13 protein-coding genes are annotated in these 17,298 nt (G+C 72.2%); 5 read left to right on the top strand and 8 right to left on the bottom strand.

Features of this window, described 5'->3' with window-relative positions:
• Nucleotides 1-69 precede the first annotated feature (69 nt).
• The 4 genes from ureA to IO40_RS0110360 all read left to right on the top strand — a co-directional run bounded on the left by ureA (nucleotide 70) and on the right by IO40_RS0110360 (nucleotide 4,493).
• Nucleotides 70-825 (top strand): urease subunit gamma, encoded by a 756-nt coding sequence (ureA, locus tag IO40_RS0110375; protein WP_016470051.1) that lies wholly within the window; start codon nucleotides 70-72, stop codon nucleotides 823-825.
• Nucleotides 822-2,531, top strand: a complete 1,710-nt coding sequence (locus IO40_RS0110370) for an urease subunit alpha (RefSeq protein WP_016470050.1) — start codon at nucleotides 822-824, stop codon at nucleotides 2,529-2,531. The genes ureA and IO40_RS0110370 overlap by 4 nt, the downstream gene beginning before the upstream one ends.
• A gap of 145 nt (nucleotides 2,532-2,676) precedes the next feature.
• Nucleotides 2,677-3,711, top strand: coding sequence for an agmatine deiminase family protein (locus tag IO40_RS0110365; RefSeq protein WP_016470049.1), 1,035 nt, complete (start codon nucleotides 2,677-2,679; stop codon nucleotides 3,709-3,711).
• A 146-nt stretch (nucleotides 3,712-3,857) separates the two neighbouring features.
• Nucleotides 3,858-4,493 carry a TetR/AcrR family transcriptional regulator gene (locus IO40_RS0110360; RefSeq protein ID WP_016469953.1) on the top strand — a complete coding sequence of 212 codons (636 nt, stop codon included), beginning with the start codon at nucleotides 3,858-3,860 and terminating at the stop codon, nucleotides 4,491-4,493.
• Nucleotides 4,494-4,517: 24 nt separating this feature from the next.
• Here IO40_RS0110360 and cimA read toward each other — a convergent pair whose 3' ends face one another.
• From cimA to IO40_RS0110325, 7 genes are all read right to left on the bottom strand, one after another.
• Nucleotides 4,518-6,167, bottom strand: coding sequence for a citramalate synthase (gene cimA / locus IO40_RS0110355; protein ID WP_031175302.1), 1,650 nt, complete (start codon nucleotides 6,165-6,167; stop codon nucleotides 4,518-4,520).
• A 381-nt stretch (nucleotides 6,168-6,548) separates the two neighbouring features.
• Complete coding sequence (locus IO40_RS0110350) at nucleotides 6,549-8,195, bottom strand: alkaline phosphatase D family protein (protein ID WP_016469951.1); 1,647 nt, start codon at nucleotides 8,193-8,195, stop codon at nucleotides 6,549-6,551.
• Between the two features lie 191 nt (nucleotides 8,196-8,386).
• Nucleotides 8,387-9,493 (bottom strand): branched-chain amino acid aminotransferase, encoded by a 1,107-nt coding sequence (locus IO40_RS0110345; protein WP_016469950.1) that lies wholly within the window; start codon nucleotides 9,491-9,493, stop codon nucleotides 8,387-8,389.
• Between the two features lie 200 nt (nucleotides 9,494-9,693).
• Nucleotides 9,694-10,758, bottom strand: coding sequence for a 3-isopropylmalate dehydrogenase (locus IO40_RS0110340; protein ID WP_016469949.1), 1,065 nt, complete (start codon nucleotides 10,756-10,758; stop codon nucleotides 9,694-9,696).
• A 212-nt stretch (nucleotides 10,759-10,970) separates the two neighbouring features.
• Nucleotides 10,971-11,102, bottom strand: a complete 132-nt coding sequence (locus IO40_RS39395; RefSeq protein ID WP_016469948.1) for a hypothetical protein — start codon at nucleotides 11,100-11,102, stop codon at nucleotides 10,971-10,973.
• A 297-nt stretch (nucleotides 11,103-11,399) separates the two neighbouring features.
• The gene (pruA, locus tag IO40_RS0110330; protein ID WP_031175301.1) at nucleotides 11,400-13,031 is read right to left on the bottom strand and encodes an L-glutamate gamma-semialdehyde dehydrogenase; all 1,632 of its coding nucleotides are present in this window, start codon (nucleotides 13,029-13,031) and stop codon (nucleotides 11,400-11,402) included.
• 47 nt (nucleotides 13,032-13,078) lie between these two features.
• Nucleotides 13,079-14,005 (bottom strand): proline dehydrogenase family protein, encoded by a 927-nt coding sequence (locus IO40_RS0110325; protein WP_016469946.1) that lies wholly within the window; start codon nucleotides 14,003-14,005, stop codon nucleotides 13,079-13,081.
• A gap of 239 nt (nucleotides 14,006-14,244) precedes the next feature.
• Here IO40_RS0110325 and IO40_RS0110320 point away from each other — a divergent pair, with 239 nt between their 5' ends.
• A complete protein-coding gene (locus IO40_RS0110320) occupies nucleotides 14,245-15,432 on the top strand; it encodes a PucR family transcriptional regulator (protein ID WP_016469945.1) in 1,188 nt (395 codons plus the stop codon).
• Nucleotides 15,433-15,639: 207 nt separating this feature from the next.
• Here IO40_RS0110320 and serA read toward each other — a convergent pair whose 3' ends face one another.
• Nucleotides 15,640-17,229 (bottom strand): phosphoglycerate dehydrogenase, encoded by a 1,590-nt coding sequence (gene serA / locus IO40_RS0110310; protein WP_016469944.1) that lies wholly within the window; start codon nucleotides 17,227-17,229, stop codon nucleotides 15,640-15,642.
• Nucleotides 17,230-17,298: the final 69 nt, after the last annotated feature.

The raw sequence follows: 17,298 nt of genomic DNA, 5'->3' as shown, positions 1-17,298 counted from the left end.
TGCCGCTCTAAATGCTGGGCCTGCATCACGGGGGCACGGAACGACCGGAACGACCGGAGGGTGACGAACGTGCGGCTGGGACCCACCGAACGGGACCGCCTGCTGATCTTCGGCACGGCCGAGCTGGCGCGGGCGAGACGGGCCAGAGGACTGCGGCTGAACGTGCCGGAGGCCACGGCGCTGATCGCCGACACCGTCTGCGAGGCCGCCCGCGACGGACTGCGCCTCGCCGACGCCATCGCGGCCGGTCAGGCCGTGCTCGGCCCGGACGACGTGCTGCCCGGCGTCGCCGAGGTGCTCACCGAGATCCAGGTCGAGGCCGTCTTCGACGACGGCTCCCGGCTCGCGGTCGTCCCCTCCCCCATCGGCGGCCCCACCACCGCCGAGGCCCCCGGCCAGGTGCTGCCCGCCGGACCGGAGGAGGACACCGACGCCGCCTACGCCGCCGCTCCGCCCGTGGTGACGCTGACCGTGCGCAACACCGCGGACGTTCCCGTCAGCGTCACCTCGCACTTCCACTTCTTCGAGGCCAACCCCCGGCTGCACTTCGACCGTGCCGCCGCCTTCGGCATGCGGCTGGCGGTGCCCGCCGGTTCGTCGGTGCGCTTCGATGCGGGCGGCAGCCGCGAAGTCGGGCTGCTCCCGCTGGGCGGCGACCGGCTGGCCATCGGCTTCGCCGGGCTGGTGGACGGTCCGCTGGACGCGCCCGGGGCCCGCGAGGAGGCCCTGCGCCGCGCGGCGGCCTGCGGATACCTGGGCGCCGGACCCGGCCCGGCGAAGGCGCACACCGAACCGGCGGACGAGCGGCGGGAGGACGAGGAATGAGCGTGGACCCACAGGAGTACGCGGCGGTGCACGGCCCGCGCGCCGGCGACCGGGTGCGGCTGGGCGACACCGGTCTGGTCGTCCGCGTCGAGTCCGACTCGCAGCGGCCCGGCGACGAGTTCCTGGCCGGATTCGGCAAGACCGCCCGCGACGGACTGCATCTGAAGGCCACCGCCGTGCGCGAGACCTGCGACGTGGTCATCAGCAACGTCGTGCTGATCGACGCGGTCCAGGGCATCCGCAAGGCGTCCATCGGCATCCGCGAAGGCCGCATCCACGCCATCGGCCGGGCCGGCAACCCCGACACGGTCGACGGTGTGGACGTCGTCGTGGGCACCGGCACCTCGATCGTCTCCGGTGAGGGCCTCATCGCCACCGCGGGCGCCGTGGACACGCACGTCCATCTGCTCTCGCCCCGCATCATGGAGGCGTCGCTGTCCTCCGGCGTCACCACCATCATCGGTCAGGAGTTCGGTCCCGTGTGGGGTGTGGGCGTCAACTCGCCCTGGGCCCTGGGGCACGCGTTCTCCGCGTTCGACTCCTGGCCCGTCAACATCGGTTTCCTGGGCCGCGGCTCCTCCTCCGACACCGCGCCCCTCGTCGAGGCGCTGGCCGAGGGCGGTGCCTGCGGCTTCAAGGTGCACGAGGACATGGGAGCCCACCACCGGGCGCTGGACACCGCGCTGCGCGTGGCCGAGGAGCACGACGTCCAGGTCGCCCTGCACAGCGACGGACTGAACGAGGCACTGGCCGTCGAGGACACCCTCGCCGTACTGGACGGCCGCACCGTGCATGCCTTCCACATCGAAGGCTGCGGCGGCGGTCACGTCCCCAACGTGCTGCGGATGGCGGGGGTTCCCAACGTCATCGGCTCCTCCACCAACCCCACCCTGCCCTTCGGCCGTGACGCGGTCGCCGAGCACTACGGGATGATCGTCTCGGTCCACGACCTCAAACCGGACCTGCCGGGCGACGCCGCCATGGCCCGCGACCGCATCCGCGCCGGCACCATGGGCGCCGAGGACGTCCTGCACGACCTGGGCGCCATCGGCATCACCTCCTCCGACGCGCAGGGCATGGGCCGCGCCGGGGAGACGGTGCGCCGTACCTTCCAGATGGCCGCCAAACTCAAGGCCGAGCGCGGCCCGATGGAGGACGCCGAGGCCGTCACCGGCGCCGGGAGGGCCGCGGACGACAACGCTCGGGTGCTGCGCTACATCGCCAAACTCACCCTCAACCCGGCGCTGGCGCACGGTCTGGCGCACGAGATCGGCTCCCTCGAAGTGGGGAAGATGGCCGACATCGTGCTGTGGCATCCGGCCTACTTCGGTGCCAAGCCGCAGATGGTGCTCAAGTCCGGGTTCCCGGCCTGGGGGGTCACCGGCGACCCCAACGCGGCCACCGACACCAGCGAACCCCTGGTGCTCGGCCCGCTGTTCGGCGGGCACGGCGCCGCGCCGGCCGAGCTGTCCGTCGCGTTCGTCTCCCGTGCCGCCGCCGAACTGGGCGGCGACCGGCTGCCCACGCGCCGCCGCCGGGTCGCCGTACGCGGAACCCGCGGCATCGGCCCCGCCGATCTGGTGCACAACCAGCGGCTCGGCGAGGTCAACGTCGACCAGCGCACCGGGCTGGTGACGCTGGACGGGGAACCGCTGCGCTCCGAGGCGGCCGAGAGCGTCCCGCTCAACCGCCTCTACTTCCTCTGACTCCGAGCGACCCCGGCCCGGGGGGACGGTGCGGCCCCGGGGAGCGTCCCCGCCCCGTCCCCCGGACCCGCATCCACGTCCACGTCAACATACGTCCACGTCAACAGCCACAGCCACAGCCACAGCCACGAGGAACCGTCACCCCATGAGCACCACCACGCCCACCGGTCCCCACATGCCGCCCGAGTGGGCACCGCACGAACGCACCTGGATGGCCTGGCCCGGCCACAACCCGACCTTCGACAGCACCGAGGCCCTCGCCGAGGCCCGCACCGCCTGGGCGGCGGTGGCCCGCGCCGTGCGCCGGTTCGAACCGGTCACCATGGTGGCCAACCCCGAGGACGCGGCCGAGGCCCGCGAACAGCTCGGCACCGGCATCGAGGTCGTGGGCCGGCCGCTGGACGACGCGTGGATGCGGGACATCGGCCCCACCTTCGTCGTCGAGAACGGCCGGAGTGCCGCCGTCGACTGGACGTTCAACGGCTGGGGCGCCCAGGAGTGGGCCCGCTGGGAGCGGGACCGGCTGATCGGCGCGTACGTCGCGGAGCAGGCCGGCGTGCCCGTGCGCTCCTCGCGGCTGGTCAACGAGGGCGGCGGCATCCATGTGGACGGACAGGGCACGGTACTGCTGACCGAGACGGTGCAACTGGGCCCCGAACGCAACCCCGGCTGGACCCGCGAACAGGTCGAGGCCGAGATCCACGCCCAGCTGGGCACCCGCAAGGCCATCTGGCTGCCGCGCGGCCTGACCGCCGACTACGGGCCCTTCGGCACCCGCGGCCACGTCGATCTGGTCGCCGCGTTCGCCGCGCCCGGCGTCGTCGTCGCGCACACCCAGCCCGACCCGGCGCACCCCGACCACGAGGTGTGCAAGGAGACGGTCGGGCTGCTGCGGTCGGCCACCGACGCGCGGGGGCGGAAACTGGAGGTCGTCGAACTGCCCGCGCCCACCGTCACCCACACCGAGGACGGCGAGCCGGTCGACTACTCCTACGTCAACCACTACCTGTGCAACGGCGGTGTCGTCCTGTGCGGCTTCGCCGACCCGCGCGACGAGCACGCCGCGGGGATCTTCCGCCGCCTCTTCCCCCGCCGGACCGTCACCCTGGTGGACGCGCGGACCGTGTTCGCCGCAGGGGGCGGCATCCACTGCATCACCCAGCAGCAGCCGCGGGTGTGACCCGGCTCCCGCTAGGCTGACCGGCCGGCCACGGTGAGCGGGTGCGCCCCGCACCGGCGGCCGGTCCGCCCCTGTGGGCGGCGGCAACCAGATGGCGGGGCTCCCCTTCCCAGGCGGGCGGGCCCGTGTGACGGAAGGACGCAGCGGTGGCCACGAACGCGGGAAGCAGACGGGGGCGTGCCAAGGGCAGCCGCCGCACGGCACAGCCCCGCGAGCAACTGCTGGCCACCGCCATGGAGATGATCGCCGAGCGCGGACTCGACCGGCTCACGATGGCCGCGCTCGGCCGCGAGGTCGGCATGAGCAGCGGCCACCTCGTCTACTACTTCAAGACGAAGGACGAACTGCTTCTCCAGACCCTCCAGTGGAGCGAGGAACAGCTCGGCGCCCGGCGGCGCACCGCACTGGCCCGCCGCACCCCGGCCCGTGAACGGCTGGACGAACTGGTCGAGCTCTACCTCCCGCACGGACACCGCGACCCGCACTGGGCGCTGTGGCTGGAGGTGTGGAACCGCTCGCAGGCGGCGGACGACGCGGTACGCGCCCGCCAGCTGGAGCTGGAGCTGAGCTGGCACCGGGATCTGGTGGCGCTGCTGGTGGAGGGCATGGCCGCCGGTGAGTTCGGCCCCGTCGACGCCGACCGGTTCGCCACCCGCACCCGTGCCCTCCTCGACGGGTTCGGCACCCATCTGGTGGTGGGGCTGCCGGGCGTGGACCGGGAGACGGTGCTCGGCCACGTCCGTGACCACTTCGACCACGCCCTCACCCCGCCGCGCACCTGACCCGGCAGCCCCACCGCGGACGGCTCAGTCGTGCGCGGGCACCCCGGCGCGCAGCAGCCCGTAGGTGTAGCCGTCGTCCAGCGCCTGCCACGACGCGGCGATCACGTTGTCGCCGACCCCCACCGTGGTCCACTCCCCGCCGCCGTCGCTCATCGACAGCAGCACCCGCGTGGTGGACGACGTGCCCTGGGTCCCTTCGAGGATGCGGACCTTGTAGTCCACCAGGTTCAGCCGCGCCAGCTCGGGATGGATGCGCTCCAGCCCCGCGCGCAGCGCCCGGTCCAGCGCGTCCACCGGGCCGTTGCCCTCACCGGTGACGACGATGCGCTCGCCCTTCGCCCACAGCTTCACCGTCGCCTCGTTGACCTGCTCGCCGTCCGGCCGCTGCTCCACGATCGTGCGCCACGACTCGGCACGGAAGAACCGCGGCGCACCGGCCGCACCACCGTGCACCTCGTCCCGCAGCAGCAGCTCGAAGGAGGCGTCGGCCGCCTCGTACGTGTAGCCCTTGAGCTCCTGCTCCTTGACCCGCTCGACCACCCGGCCGACCAGCTCCCGGTCGCCGCCCAGGTCGTAGCCCAGTTCCTTGCCCTTCAGCTCCACCGAGGCCCGGCCCGCCATGTCCGAGACCAGCATCCGCATGGTGTTGCCGACCAGCTCCGGGTCGATGTGCTGGTACAGGTCCGGATCGACCTTGATCGCCGAGGCGTGCAGCCCGCCCTTGTGCGCGAACGCCGATGTCCCCACGTACGGCTGGTGCGTGGCCGGCGTCAGATTGACGACCTCGGCGATGGCGTGCGAGATCCGCGTCGTCTCCGCCAGCGCCCCCTCGGGCAGGACCCGCCTGCCGTACTTGAGCTCCAGCGCCGCCACGACGGGGAACAGATTGGCGTTGCCCACCCGCTCCCCGTAACCGTTGGCGGTGCACTGCACGTGTGTGGCGCCGCCGTCCACCGCGGCCAGCGTGTTGGCGACCGCACAGCCCGTGTCGTCCTGGGCGTGGATGCCCAGCCGGGCACCGGTGTCGGCCGCCACCGTCCGCACCACGGCCTGGATACGGGCCGGGATCATGCCCCCGTTGGTGTCGCACAGCACCACCACGTCGGCACCGGCCTCTTGGGCGGTGCGCACCACCCGCGTCGCATACGCCGGGTTGTCCTGGTAGCCGTCGAAGAAGTGCTCGCAGTCGACGAACACCCGCCGGCCCCGCTCCCGCAGGTGGCCGACCGTGTCCGCGATCATCGCCAGGTTCTCGTCCAGCGTGGTGCGCAGCGCCAGTTCCACGTGCCGGTCGTGCGCCTTGGCCACCAGCGTGACCACCGGCGCTTCCGAGTCGAGCAGCGCCTTGACCTGCGGGTCGATCTGCGCCGGGACACCCGCCCTGCGCGTCGAGCCGAACGCGACGAGCTGCGCGTTCTTGAAGTCGATCTCCTTGGGGGCGCGCGCGAAGAACTCGGTGTCCCGCGGATTGGCGCCCGGCCAGCCCCCCTCGATGAAGCCGACACCGTACTCGTCCAGGTACCGGGCGATCGTCAGCTTGTCGGCGACGGTGAGATGGATGCCCTCACGCTGCGCGCCGTCACGCAGCGTGGTGTCGAAGACGTGAAAGCTGTCGTCCGGGCCGTCCGGCCCCTGGGCGGGACCAGGAACGGCGTCTGTCGCATCGACGGTCATGGCTGGTGGCTCCTGCTGGGTTCAGTGGTTGCAAAGGAAGCGCTCCACTTGCCCCCATGGTCCCTCGCGCCTTCCGCCTCCGGCTGCGGGTGTGCCAGAAAACGAAAAGACCCCTCGCGGGTGCGAGAGGTCTGCGCGCGGGTCTGGGGCACGGTGGCCGCTGCCGTGCGGTTCCGTCCACGGCAGTCGGTCACTGCGGACCGGCGCGCCTGTTGCCAATAATCATGACGAACGAGGGCACGTCGGCATTCTCCCACACGGTGCCACGCCGACGGCCTCACGTCTCACGATGCGGAAACTCTGGCACCTGGGGCCCCGCCCGTCACACAGCGCGTCGGCGCACGGCCCGCCCCCGGGAGGGAGCGGGCCGTGACCGGGCGGTCAGACCTGGTGCAGCCCCTGCCTGCCGACCTCGGTGACGAAGGAGGCGGCGGTGGTGACGGGGGCGCCGGGCTTCGTGACGGCCGAGACCGTACGGAAGTCGGCGCGGGCCTGCTGCCTGCCGAGCCGGACGGTCACATAGCCGCGGCGGCCGTTGTAGAACTTCATGTGCGGATTGGCGCCCGTGTAGGCGTCCCAGTTGGCGGGCTTGTCCTCACCGTCCTTGCCGCTGGTGATGGAGGTGGCCACGATCTCGGTGCCCATGGTGCGCGACTTCTGGTCACGGAAGTCGCGTTTGATGTCGTACGCGTACCCCTTGTGGACGTCGCCGGTGAGGACCATCAGGTTCTCGACGCCGGCCGCCTCGGCACCGGCGAGGATCCGCTCCCGGGAGGCGGGGTAGCCGTCCCAGGCGTCCATGCTGACCTTGTACTGCGGGGTGGAGTCGGTGCGGCGCTCGGAGAAGGTGACCTGCTGCGGCACGACGTTCCACAGGGCGTCCGAGGCGTGCCAGCCGTCGATCAGCCACCGTTCCTGTGCGGCGCCGGTCATGGTGCGGCGGGGGTCCTCCGACTCGGGGCCGGGGTGGTGGGCGCCGTCGCCGTACGCCTGGTCGGAGCGGTACTGGCGGGTGTCGAGGATGTCGAACTGGGCGAGCCTGCCGAACCGGAGCCTGCGGTGGAGCCGCATGTCGGGGCCGTCGGGCCGCTGGGGGCGGCGCAGCGGCTGGTTCTCCCAGTAGGCGCGGTAGGCGGCGGCCCGGCGGACGAGGAAGTCCTGGGAGGAGCCGCCGTCCTCGGGGACGTCGCCCGCGTAGTTGTTCTCCGTCTCGTGGTCGTCCCACGTCATCAGGAAGGGGTGGGCGGCGTGCGCGGCCCGCAGGTCGGGGTCGCTCTTGTAGAGGGCGTACCGCAGCCGGTAGTCCTCCAGGGTGACGGTCTCCTTGTTGAAGATGTCGGGGAGCCGGCGGTCGGTGTACTTGCGGGCGCCGCCGCTCGCGTCGACGGCGTACTCGTACAGGTAGTCGCCGAGGTGGAAGACGAGGTCCACGTCCTCCTCGGCGAGGTGGCGGTGCGCCGTGTAGTAGCCGTCGTGGTACGCCTGGCAGGAGACGGCGGCGAGGCGCAGTTCGGCCAGGTCGGCGCCGGGGGCGGGTGCCGTACGGGTGCGTCCGGTGGGGCTCGTCCAGGCGCCGGCGCGAAAACGGTAGTGGTAGACGCGGTCGGGGGCCAGCCCGCCGGCCTCCACGTGGACGGCGTGGTTCAGCTCCGGGTGGGCGATGGCGGTGCCGCGGCGCACCACGCGGCGGAAGCGGCTGTCGTGGGCGATCTCCCACCGCACGGGGATGCGGGCCTTCGGCAGGCCGCCGCCCGTCTCGAACGGTTCGGGGGCCAGGCGGGTCCACAGGACGACGGAGCCGGGGAGCGGGTCGCCGGAGGCGATGCCCAGGGTGAAGGGGTCGGCGCGGACCGCGGTGCGGGCGTCGGCCTCGGCGGCGTGGGCACTGCCGGGCAGGTTGGTGGTGAAGGCGAGCGCCGCGGCGGTGGAGGTGATGCTCAGAAAGCGGCGGCGGCCCAGGGCCGCCGCCGCTGCTCTCAGTTGTCGCTGGCTCTCCTGCTCGGGCTGGGACACCTGGAGATGCGGCATCGTGGATGTCGGCCTTCCGGTGGGGCGGTCGATGACAGCGCCAGCACAGCGCCGCCGGAAGGCCGTCCGACCACGGAAGCCCGACCGTCGCATGTCAGGTACATGTACACCGATGCGGTTCCGGGCTTAGCGTGAAATGAGCAGGATGTCCCGCCGGCTGCCCCGCCGCACGGGCGGGCGGGGCCCGCCGCTCAGGAACCGAGCGGGTGCATCCAGCCGTGCGGGTCCTCGGCCTGGCCGGTCTGGATCGCCAGCAGCGCCTCGCGGAGCTTCATCGTGATCTCACCGGCGGTGCCGTCGCCGACCGTCCACTGGCCGCGCGCGGACTTCACCTCACCGACCGGGGTGATCACGGCAGCGGTGCCGCACGCGAACACCTCGGTGAGGGAGCCGTCGGCATTGCCCTGGCGCCACTCCTCCGTGGTGATCCGTGCCTCACCGGTCTCGTAACCCATGTCGGCGGCTATCCGCAGCAGCGAGTCGCGGGTGATGCCGGGCAGCAGCGTGCCCGTCAGCTCCGGGGTGACGATCCTCGCGTCGGCACCCGAGCCGTAGACGAAGTAGAGGTTCATGCCGCCCATCTCCTCGATGTAGCGGCGCTCGACGGCGTCCAGCCAGACGACCTGGTCGCAGCCGTGCTCGGCGGCCTCGGCCTGGGCGACCAGAGAGGCGGCGTAGTTGCCCGCGCACTTCGCCTCGCCCGTACCGCCGGGGGCCGCGCGCACGTACTCCTCGGACAGCCACACCGACACCGGCTCGACACCGCCGGGGAAGTACGAGCCGGCCGGGGAGGCGATCACCATGAACGTGTACTGGCTCGCCGGCTTGACGCCCAGCCCCACCTCGCTGGCGAACATGAAGGGCCGCAGGTACAGCGACGCCTCTCCCCCGCCCGGGACCCACGCCTTGTCCTGGCCCACCAGCAGGTCGCAGGCCTCGACGAAGGTCTCGACCGGCAGCTCGGGCATGGCCAGCCGCCGGGCGCTGCGCTGGAAGCGGCGCGCGTTGGCCTCGGGACGGAAGACCTTCACCGAGCCGTCGGGCTGCCGGTACGCCTTGAGACCCTCGAAGATCGACTGCGCGTAGTGCAGCGTCATGTTGGCCGGGTCGAGCTGGAGCGGCGCGTACGGCTCCAGCCGGGCGTCGTGCCAGCCCCTGCCCTCGGTCCACTGGATGGTGACCATGTGGTCGGTGAAGTACCGCCCGAAGCCCGGGGCGGCGAGCACCGCCTCCCGCTCGGCGTCCGGCAGCGGCCGGGTGGAGGGCTTGAGGTCGAATGCGATTCGGGGCGTCGTCATGTCCGCGTCCTTCGTTCGTGCGTCGTGCGGACCTGCCCCGGCGTCCGGGCGCCGGCCGACCCGGCGCCGACCCGTCCGAGTGCTCCCTCAAAGGGGCGGTCCCACCTCCCGATTATCGCGCGGGAGTCAACCTTTCCCGGACAGGGGTGCGAGTGTCTCCCGCCACCTGCCGGCCGGCGGGCGGCGGGAGAAAGGGGGCGTCAGCCGGCCACGCGGGCGGCGAGCGCGTCGCCGATCTCGTCCGTGGTACGGGTGGTGCCCTCGCGCTCGGCGAGGTCCGCGGTGACCGCCTCGTCGATACGGGCGGCCTCCGCCTCGTAGCCCAGGTGCCGCAGCAGCAGGGCGACCGACAGCACGGTGGCGGTCGGGTCGGCCTTGCCGGTGCCGGCGATGTCGGGGGCCGAGCCGTGCACCGGCTCGAACATGGAGGGGAAGGCGCGGGTCGGGTTGATGTTCCCGGAGGCGGCCAGGCCGATACCGCCGCTCACGGCCGCGGCGAGGTCGGTGATGATGTCGCCGAACAGGTTGTCGGTGACGATCACGTCGAACCGGGCCGGGTCGGTCACCAGGAAGATGGTGGCGGCGTCCACGTGCAGGTAGTCGGTGGTGACGTCGGGGTACTCGCGGCCCACCCGGTCGAAGGTGTCCTTCCACAGGTGGCCGGCGTGCACCAGCACGTTGTTCTTGTGCACGAGGGTCAGCTTCTTGCGGGGACGCGCCTGGGCCCGCGCATAAGCGTCACGCACCACCCGCTCGACACCGAACGCGGTGTTGACGCTGACCTCGTTGGCGACCTCCTGCGGGGTGCCCTTGCGGATGGTGCCGCCGTTGCCGACGTACGGCCCCTCGGTGCCCTCGCGGACCACGACGAAGTCGATGTCCGGCCGGCCCGCCAGCGGGGAGGCGGTGTTCGGGTAGAGCTTGGAGGGGCGCAGGTTGACGAAGTGGTCGAAGGCGAAGCGGAGCTTCAGCAGCAGTCCGCGCTCCAGCACCCCGGAGGGGACGCCCGGGTCGCCGATGGCGCCGAGCAGGATCGCGTCGTGCCCCTTGAGGTCCTCCAGCTCGGCGTCGGGGAGGGTCTCCCCCGTGGCGTGCCAGCGTTTGGCGCCGAGGTCGTACTCCCGCGTCTCCAGCTTGACGTCCTGCGGGAGGACGGCGGTGAGGACCTTGAGGCCCTGGGCGACGACCTCCGGGCCGATTCCGTCACCGGGAATCACAGCGAGGTCGATGGTGCGGTCCGTGCGGGAGGCCGTTCCAGAAGACATGGGCCGACCCTACTCCGCGTCCCATGCCCTGACACAAGCCTGTCCGCATGACGGACGCGCGCGGTGGCACGGGCCCAGCGGCACGGGCACGACGGGCGCGGCGGAAGCGGGCCCGGCCGATGCCTGACGGGGCGGACGGGGCAGAGGGGGCGGACGCGCCGGCTCCCCGGCGGGGCCCGCGGGGCGGGCGTCCTGCCGGGGAGCCGGACGGGTCAGCGGCGGTCGAAGGCGCGCTGGAGGGCTTCGGCGGCGTTGCGGCGGTCCTGCTCGCGGAGCCGGGCCGCCGCACGGGAGCGGCGGATACGGGAGGCGGGGACGACGTGGACGGCTGTGGGCGTGGCCATGGGAACGCAACTCCTTCTGCACGACGCATGACGCGAGGAGAGACAGGGAGAGAAGTGCCGGACAGCCAAAGGCGCGGGGACTGCGGGTGCGACAGGGGTCGCCTGCCGGGAGCACGGGCGTCACCACCGCGAAGCGCTCGGTCGAGCGAGACGATCGGCTTCCTACAAAGATAGGAGCCGGAAGCCGTGATGTCTCGCCAATTAGTTGGCCTTCCTACTATCTGAGACGAGAACCACAACGACGGCGGCCCGGCCCCCTCACGGGAGCCGGGCCGCGTCACGCTGCACGCAGGGGCGTCAGCCCATGTGCGGGTACCGGTAGTCCGTCGGCGCGACCTGGGTCTCCTTGATGGCGCGCGGCGAGGACCAGCGGATGAGGTTGAACTTCGAGCCCGCCTTGTCGTTGGTGCCCGAGGCACGCCCGCCGCCGAACGGCTGCTGGCCGACGATCGAGCCGGTGGGCCGGTCGTTCAGGTAGAAGTTGCCGGCGGCGAACCGCAGCTTCTCGCTGGCGGCGGCCAGCACCTGGCGGTCCTGGGCGATGACGGCGCCGGTCAGGGCGTAGGCGGAGGCCGACTCCATCTGGTCGAGCATCGCCTCCCAGCTCTCGTCCTCGTAGACGTGGATCGCGATGATCGGGCCGAAGTACTCGGTCTTGAAGACCTCGTTCTCCGGGTCGGAGCAGACGATGACGGTCGGGGACACGAAGTAGCCGACGCTGTCGTCACAGGTGCCGCCGACCAGGATCTCGCAGGACGGGTCGGCCTTGGCGCGGTCGATGGCGGCCTTGTTCTTGGCGAAGGCACGGTCGTCGATGACGGCGCCGATGAAGTTCGACAGGTCCGTCACGTCGCCCATCGTCAGGCCCTCGACCTCGGCGGCCAGCGCCTCCTTGAAGCCGCCCTCCCAGATGGAGCGGGGCAGGTAGGCACGGGAGGCGGCCGAGCACTTCTGGCCCTGGTACTCGAAGGCGCCGCGGGTGATGGCGGTCTTGAGCACGGCCTGGTCGGCGGAGGAGTGGGCGACGATGAAGTCCTTGCCGCCGGTCTCGCCGACGATGCGCGGGTAGGACTTGTAGTTCGCGATGTTCTCGCCGACGCTCCGCCACAGGTGCTGGAAGGTGGCGGTGGAGCCGGTGAAGTGGATGCCGGCCAGGTCCGGGTGCGGGATGGCGACCTCGGAGACCTCCTTGCCGTCACCGGTCACCAGGTTGATGACGCCCTTGGGCAGCCCGGCCTCCTCCAGCAGCTCCATCAGCAGCACGGCGGAGTGGGTCTGCGTCGGCGACGGCTTCCAGACCACCACGTTGCCCATCAGTGCCGGAGCGGTGGGCAGGTTGCCGGCGATGGCGGTGAAGTTGAACGGCGTGATCGCGTAGACGAAGCCCTCCAGCGGGCGGTGGTCCATGCGGTTCCAGATGCCGTTCGGCTGGATCAGCGGCTGCTCGTTGAGCAGCTCACGCGCGAAGTGCACGTTGAAGCGCCAGAAGTCGACCAGCTCGCAGGGCGCGTCGATCTCGGCCTGCTGGGCGGTCTTGGACTGGCCCAGCATGGTGGAGGCGGCGATCGTCTCGCGCCAGGGGCCGGACAGCAGCTCGGCGGCCTTGAGGATGATCGCGGCGCGGTCGTCGAAGGACATCGCGCGCCACGCCGGGGCTGCGGCCAGGGCCGCGTCGATGGCGTCCTGCGCGTCCTGCCGGGTGGCGGTGGCGAAGGTGCCGAGCACCTTCTTGTGGTTGTGCGGCTGTACGACGTCGACACGCTCGCCGCCGCCCATCCGCTTGACGCCGTTGATCGTCATCGGCAGCTCGCGGGGGTTGTCGGCCAGCTCCTTGAGCTTGGCCTCCAGGCGCGCACGCTCGGGGCTGCCGGGCGCGTACGTGTGCACCGGCTCGTTGTACGGGGCGGGGACCTGGGTCACAGCGTCCACGGTTGCTCCTTGTGATCGTGTGGTTCGGGGCGTCGAGTGTGCGGGGGTCAGCCGCGCGAGACGAGAGAGCGCAGGAAGAAGGCCATGTTCGCGGGGCGCTCCGCGAGCCGTCGCATGAAGTAGCCGTACCAGTCCGTGCCGTAGGGGACGTAGACCCGCATCCGGTGCCCCTGCGTGACCAGGCGCTCCTGCTCGGCTTCGCGGATGCCGTACAGCATCTGGAACTCGTACTCGTCCTTCTTCCGACCGTAACGCTCGGCGAGGTTCTGGGCGATGGCCACCATGCGCGGATCGTGGGAGCCCACCATCGGGTATCCCTTGCCCGCCATGAGGACCTTCAGGCAGCGCACGTACGCCTTGTCCACCTCGCGCTTGTCCTGGAAGGCGACCTCGGCCGGCTCCTTGTAGGCGCCCTTGACCAGACGGACGCGGGAGCCCTCCCCTGCCAGCGCGTGGCAGTCGTCCTCGGTGCGGAAGAGGTACGACTGGACGACGGCGCCGGTGCGGGGGAAGCGCTCCCGGAGCTGTCCGAGTATCGCCAGGGTGGAGTCGACGGTGGTGTGGTCCTCCATGTCGAGGGTGACCGTCGTCCCGGCCGCCGTGGCGGCCTCCACCACGGGCAGCACGTTCTCGTAGGCCGATTCGTGCCCGCCCGGCAGGGCCTGGCCGAAGGCGGAGAGCTTCACCGACATCTCGGCGTGCTCCGCGAGACCGGCGGCGGACAGCGCGTCGGTCAGTGCGAGGTAGGCGTCCCGGTTGCGGAGGGCCTCCGACCGGTCCGTGATGTCCTCGCCCAGGTGGTCGATGGTGACCTCCATACCGCGGCCGGCGAGCGACGTGACGGCGGTCAGACACTGATCGAGCTGCTCGCCGGCCACGAAGCGGTCCACCACCGGGCGGGTGATGGGAGCGGCCGAGACGAGGCGGCGGATGCTGTCGCTGCGCGCGGCGGCGAGGAGCACGGGACCCAGCACGGGGCACCTCCACGGATTGTTCTTGTGAGCGACCCGGCGGCATATGCGCGGAGCCACTCAGAAGGTAAGGATCGCGCCACCGGCAAACCATCGACAGCTGTCACGCGTCCGTGGACCGGATCTCAGACAGATGTATGAGAATGGCGGGGCCGGCACCCCGCCTCCACCCGGCGGGCGCACCCGGCACGGGCCGGCCGTCCCGGCCCGGCGCACAGCACGAGAACCGGAGGCCCAACGGCATGCGCGAGGACTACCAGGCGCTGATCGACGAGGTCTCCCAGCTGCTGGGCACCCCGGCCACGCTGGAGGGCCGCGACTTCTCCCTCATCGCCTTCGGGGCGCACGACAGCGGCGACGACGACGGCCAGGACGCCCCCGCGCTGGACGCCGTTCGCACCCGCACCATCCTCCAGCGCCGCTCCACCCCCGCCGTCCGCGCCTTCTTCGAGAGCTGGGGCATCGCCCGCGCCACCGGCCCCGTGCGCATCCCACCGGACCCGGCCGCAGGGGTGGTGCACGGCCGGATCTGCCTCCCGGTGCGGGACCGCGGCGTCGTGCACGGCTACATCTGGCTGCTGGACGACGGCGCACTGCAGCTGACCGATCCCCGGCTGGCCGCCGCCATGACGGTCGCCGACCGCACCGGTGCCCAGCTCGCGGCGCACGCGCGCGCCGAGGAGCACACCGGGGAGCTGCTGCACGCCGCCCTCGCCGAGCGCGGCGGCGCCGCCCGGGACGAGGCCCTGTCCGGGCTGCGCGGCGCACTCGGCGACGCCGCCACCGGGCCGCTCGCGCTGGTGGCCGTCCTGCCGTGGCCACGCCAGGAGGCCGGCGACGGGACCCAGCGCGGCCCCGCACCCGCGGCCCTCCCCCGGCTGGCCGCGCAGTGCCTGCGGGACGGCGCGCTGGCCGCGCTGGTACGGCTGCGCGCCCCGCACGGTCTGGACGCGGCCCGCAGCACCGCCGACCGGCTGCTGCGCTCGGCCGCCGGGCACACCTTGCGCGCGGGCGCCGCCGCGACCGCCGGGCTGAGCGCGCCCCGTACCGGTCTGGCCGACCTGCCCGCCGCCTGGCAGGAGGCCCGCGCGGCAGCCCGCGCCGCCGCCGCGGAGTCCCTGCCCAGCGCCATCGCCGAGTGGGACACCCTGGGCCCCTACCGTCTCCTCACCCGTATCCCGCACACCGGGCCCGTGCCGGACCCCGCGGTGCGGCAGCTGCTGCGGCCCGCCAACAGCGAACTGGCCCGCACCGCCGAGGTGTTCCTCGACTGTGCGGGCCAGGCCGGGCGTACCGCCGCCGCCCTCGGCATCCACCGCCAGACGCTCTACTACCGGCTCTCCCGCGTCGAACGCCTCACCGGCCTCGACCTGGACGAGGGCGAGGACCGTCTGCTGCTGCACATGGCGTTGAAGGCGGCCCGGCTGTGACGAGGCGGACGGCACGCGGCACCGGGTGAGGGTCCCGGCGCCGGCGGCCCTGTCCCGTCCGACGGGACGGAAAGCCGGGCGCGGGCGACGCCGCGGTGACGGCCAAGGTGAGCACGGAAAGCGCGCCGCCCACCTCATCGGCGGGCGGCGGCTGTGCGAGCGGGCCGGTGGTGCACCGGCCCGCTTCGGTCGTACGGAGAGGGAACCTCACTCCGCCAGGTTGACGGCCCTGGCGTGGGTGGCGCCGATCTCGGCCGCGATCTCGCCCAGCAGCGGGGCGCCGATCGTGTCGTCCACGGTGAGGGCCACGAGCGCCTCGCCGCCCTCCTCCGCGCGGGAGACCTGCATACCGGCGATGTTGATGCCGGCCTCGCCCAGGATGCGGCCGACGGTGCCGACGACGCCGGGGCGGTCGCTGTAGCGGAAGAAGCCCATGTGGTCGGCGACCGCCAGGTCCACGCCGTGCTCGTTGATGGCGACGATCTTCTGGAGGTGCTTGGGGCCCGAGAGGGTGCCGGACACGGAGACCTCCTCGCCGCCTGCGAGGGTGCCCCGCACGGTCACCACGTTGCGGTGCTCGGCGGACTCGCTGGAGGTGGTCAGCCGCACCTCGACGCCGCGCTCCTGGGCGAACAGCGGCGCGTTGACGTAGGAGACCGTCTCGTCCACCACGTCCTCGAACACACCCTTGAGCGCGGAGAGTTCCAGCACCTTCACATCGTGCTGGGTGATCTCGCCGTACACCTCGACGTCCAGCCGCACGGCGACCTCACCGGCCAGCGCGGTGAAGATCCGGCCCAGCTTCTCGGCCAGCGGCAGCGCCGGGCGGACGTCCTCGGCGATGACACCGCCCTGCACGTTGACCGCGTCCGGGACCAGCTCGCCCGCCAGCGCCAGCCGCACCGACTTGGCCACGGCGATGCCGGCCTTCTCCTGCGCCTCACCGGTGGAGGCGCCCAGGTGCGGGGTGCACACCACCTGGTCGAAGGCGAACAGGGGCGAGTCCGTGCACGGCTCCGAGGTGTAGACGTCCAGGCCCGCGCCGGCGACCCGGCCCTCCTTGAGGGCGGCGGCCAGCGCCTCCTCGTCGACGATGCCGCCACGCGCCGCGTTGACGATGCGCACGTTCGGTTTGACCTTGTGGAGCGCCTCGTCGCCGATCAGGCCGAGCGTCTCGGGCGTCTTGGGCAGGTGGACGGTGATGAAGTCGGAGACCTCCAGCAGCTCGTCCAGGGACAGCAGCTTGACGCCCATCTGGGCGGCCCGCGCCGGCTGCACGTACGGGTCGTAGGCGACGATCTTCATCCCGAACGCGGACATGCGCTGCGCCACCAGGACACCGATCCGGCCCAGGCCGACCACGCCGAGCGTCTTCTCGCTCAGCTCCACGCCCGTGTACTTGCTGCGCTTCCACTCACCGCCCTTGAGGGCGGCGTTGGCCTGCGGGATGTTGCGCGCCGTCGCGACGATCAGACCGCAGGCCAGTTCCGCGGCGGTGACGATGTTGGAGGTCGGCGCGTTGACGACCATGACACCCGCCTTGGTCGCGGCGGGCACGTCCACGTTGTCGAGCCCGACGCCTGCGCGGGCGACCACCTTGAGCTTGTTCGCCGCGGCGATGGCCTCCGCGTCGATCTTGGTGGCGGAACGGACGAGAACGGCGTCCACATCGGCGAGAGCCGGAAGGAGTTCGTCCCGGTTCGCACCGTCGCAGTTCCGGATCTCGAAATCCGGACCCAGCGCGTCGACGGTCGCGGGCGACAGCTCTTCGGCGATGAGTACTACGGGCTTGCTCACGTGGTCTCCAAGTCCTGGACAGCGCGGGTCCCTGCGGGGCGGGAGGGCAGACGCACGACGCTGTGAGCC

This window comes from Streptomyces albus subsp. albus (genome assembly GCF_000725885.1).
GTDB lineage: Bacteria > Actinomycetota > Actinomycetes > Streptomycetales > Streptomycetaceae > Streptomyces > Streptomyces albus.
The sequence above is the reverse complement of the archived record's forward strand: the minus strand, read 5'-3'. Positions and strand labels throughout refer to the sequence as shown.

What these genes read in the sequence shown, in the direction of transcription:
- cimA (WP_031175302.1), bottom strand. Translation starts at nt 6,167, where the DNA reads ATGACCGTCGATGCGACAGACGCCGTTCCTGGTCCCGCCCAGGGGCCG.
- IO40_RS39395 (WP_016469948.1), bottom strand. Translation starts at nt 11,102, where the DNA reads ATGGCCACGCCCACAGCCGTCCACGTCGTCCCCGCCTCCCGTATCCGC.
- IO40_RS0110350 (WP_016469951.1), bottom strand. Translation starts at nt 8,195, where the DNA reads ATGCCGCATCTCCAGGTGTCCCAGCCCGAGCAGGAGAGCCAGCGACAA.
- IO40_RS0110345 (WP_016469950.1), bottom strand. Translation starts at nt 9,493, where the DNA reads ATGACGACGCCCCGAATCGCATTCGACCTCAAGCCCTCCACCCGGCCG.
- IO40_RS0110365 (WP_016470049.1), top strand. Translation starts at nt 2,677, where the DNA reads ATGAGCACCACCACGCCCACCGGTCCCCACATGCCGCCCGAGTGGGCA.
- IO40_RS0110370 (WP_016470050.1), top strand. Translation starts at nt 822, where the DNA reads ATGAGCGTGGACCCACAGGAGTACGCGGCGGTGCACGGCCCGCGCGCC.
- IO40_RS0110320 (WP_016469945.1), top strand. Translation starts at nt 14,245, where the DNA reads ATGCGCGAGGACTACCAGGCGCTGATCGACGAGGTCTCCCAGCTGCTG.
- IO40_RS0110340 (WP_016469949.1), bottom strand. Translation starts at nt 10,758, where the DNA reads ATGTCTTCTGGAACGGCCTCCCGCACGGACCGCACCATCGACCTCGCT.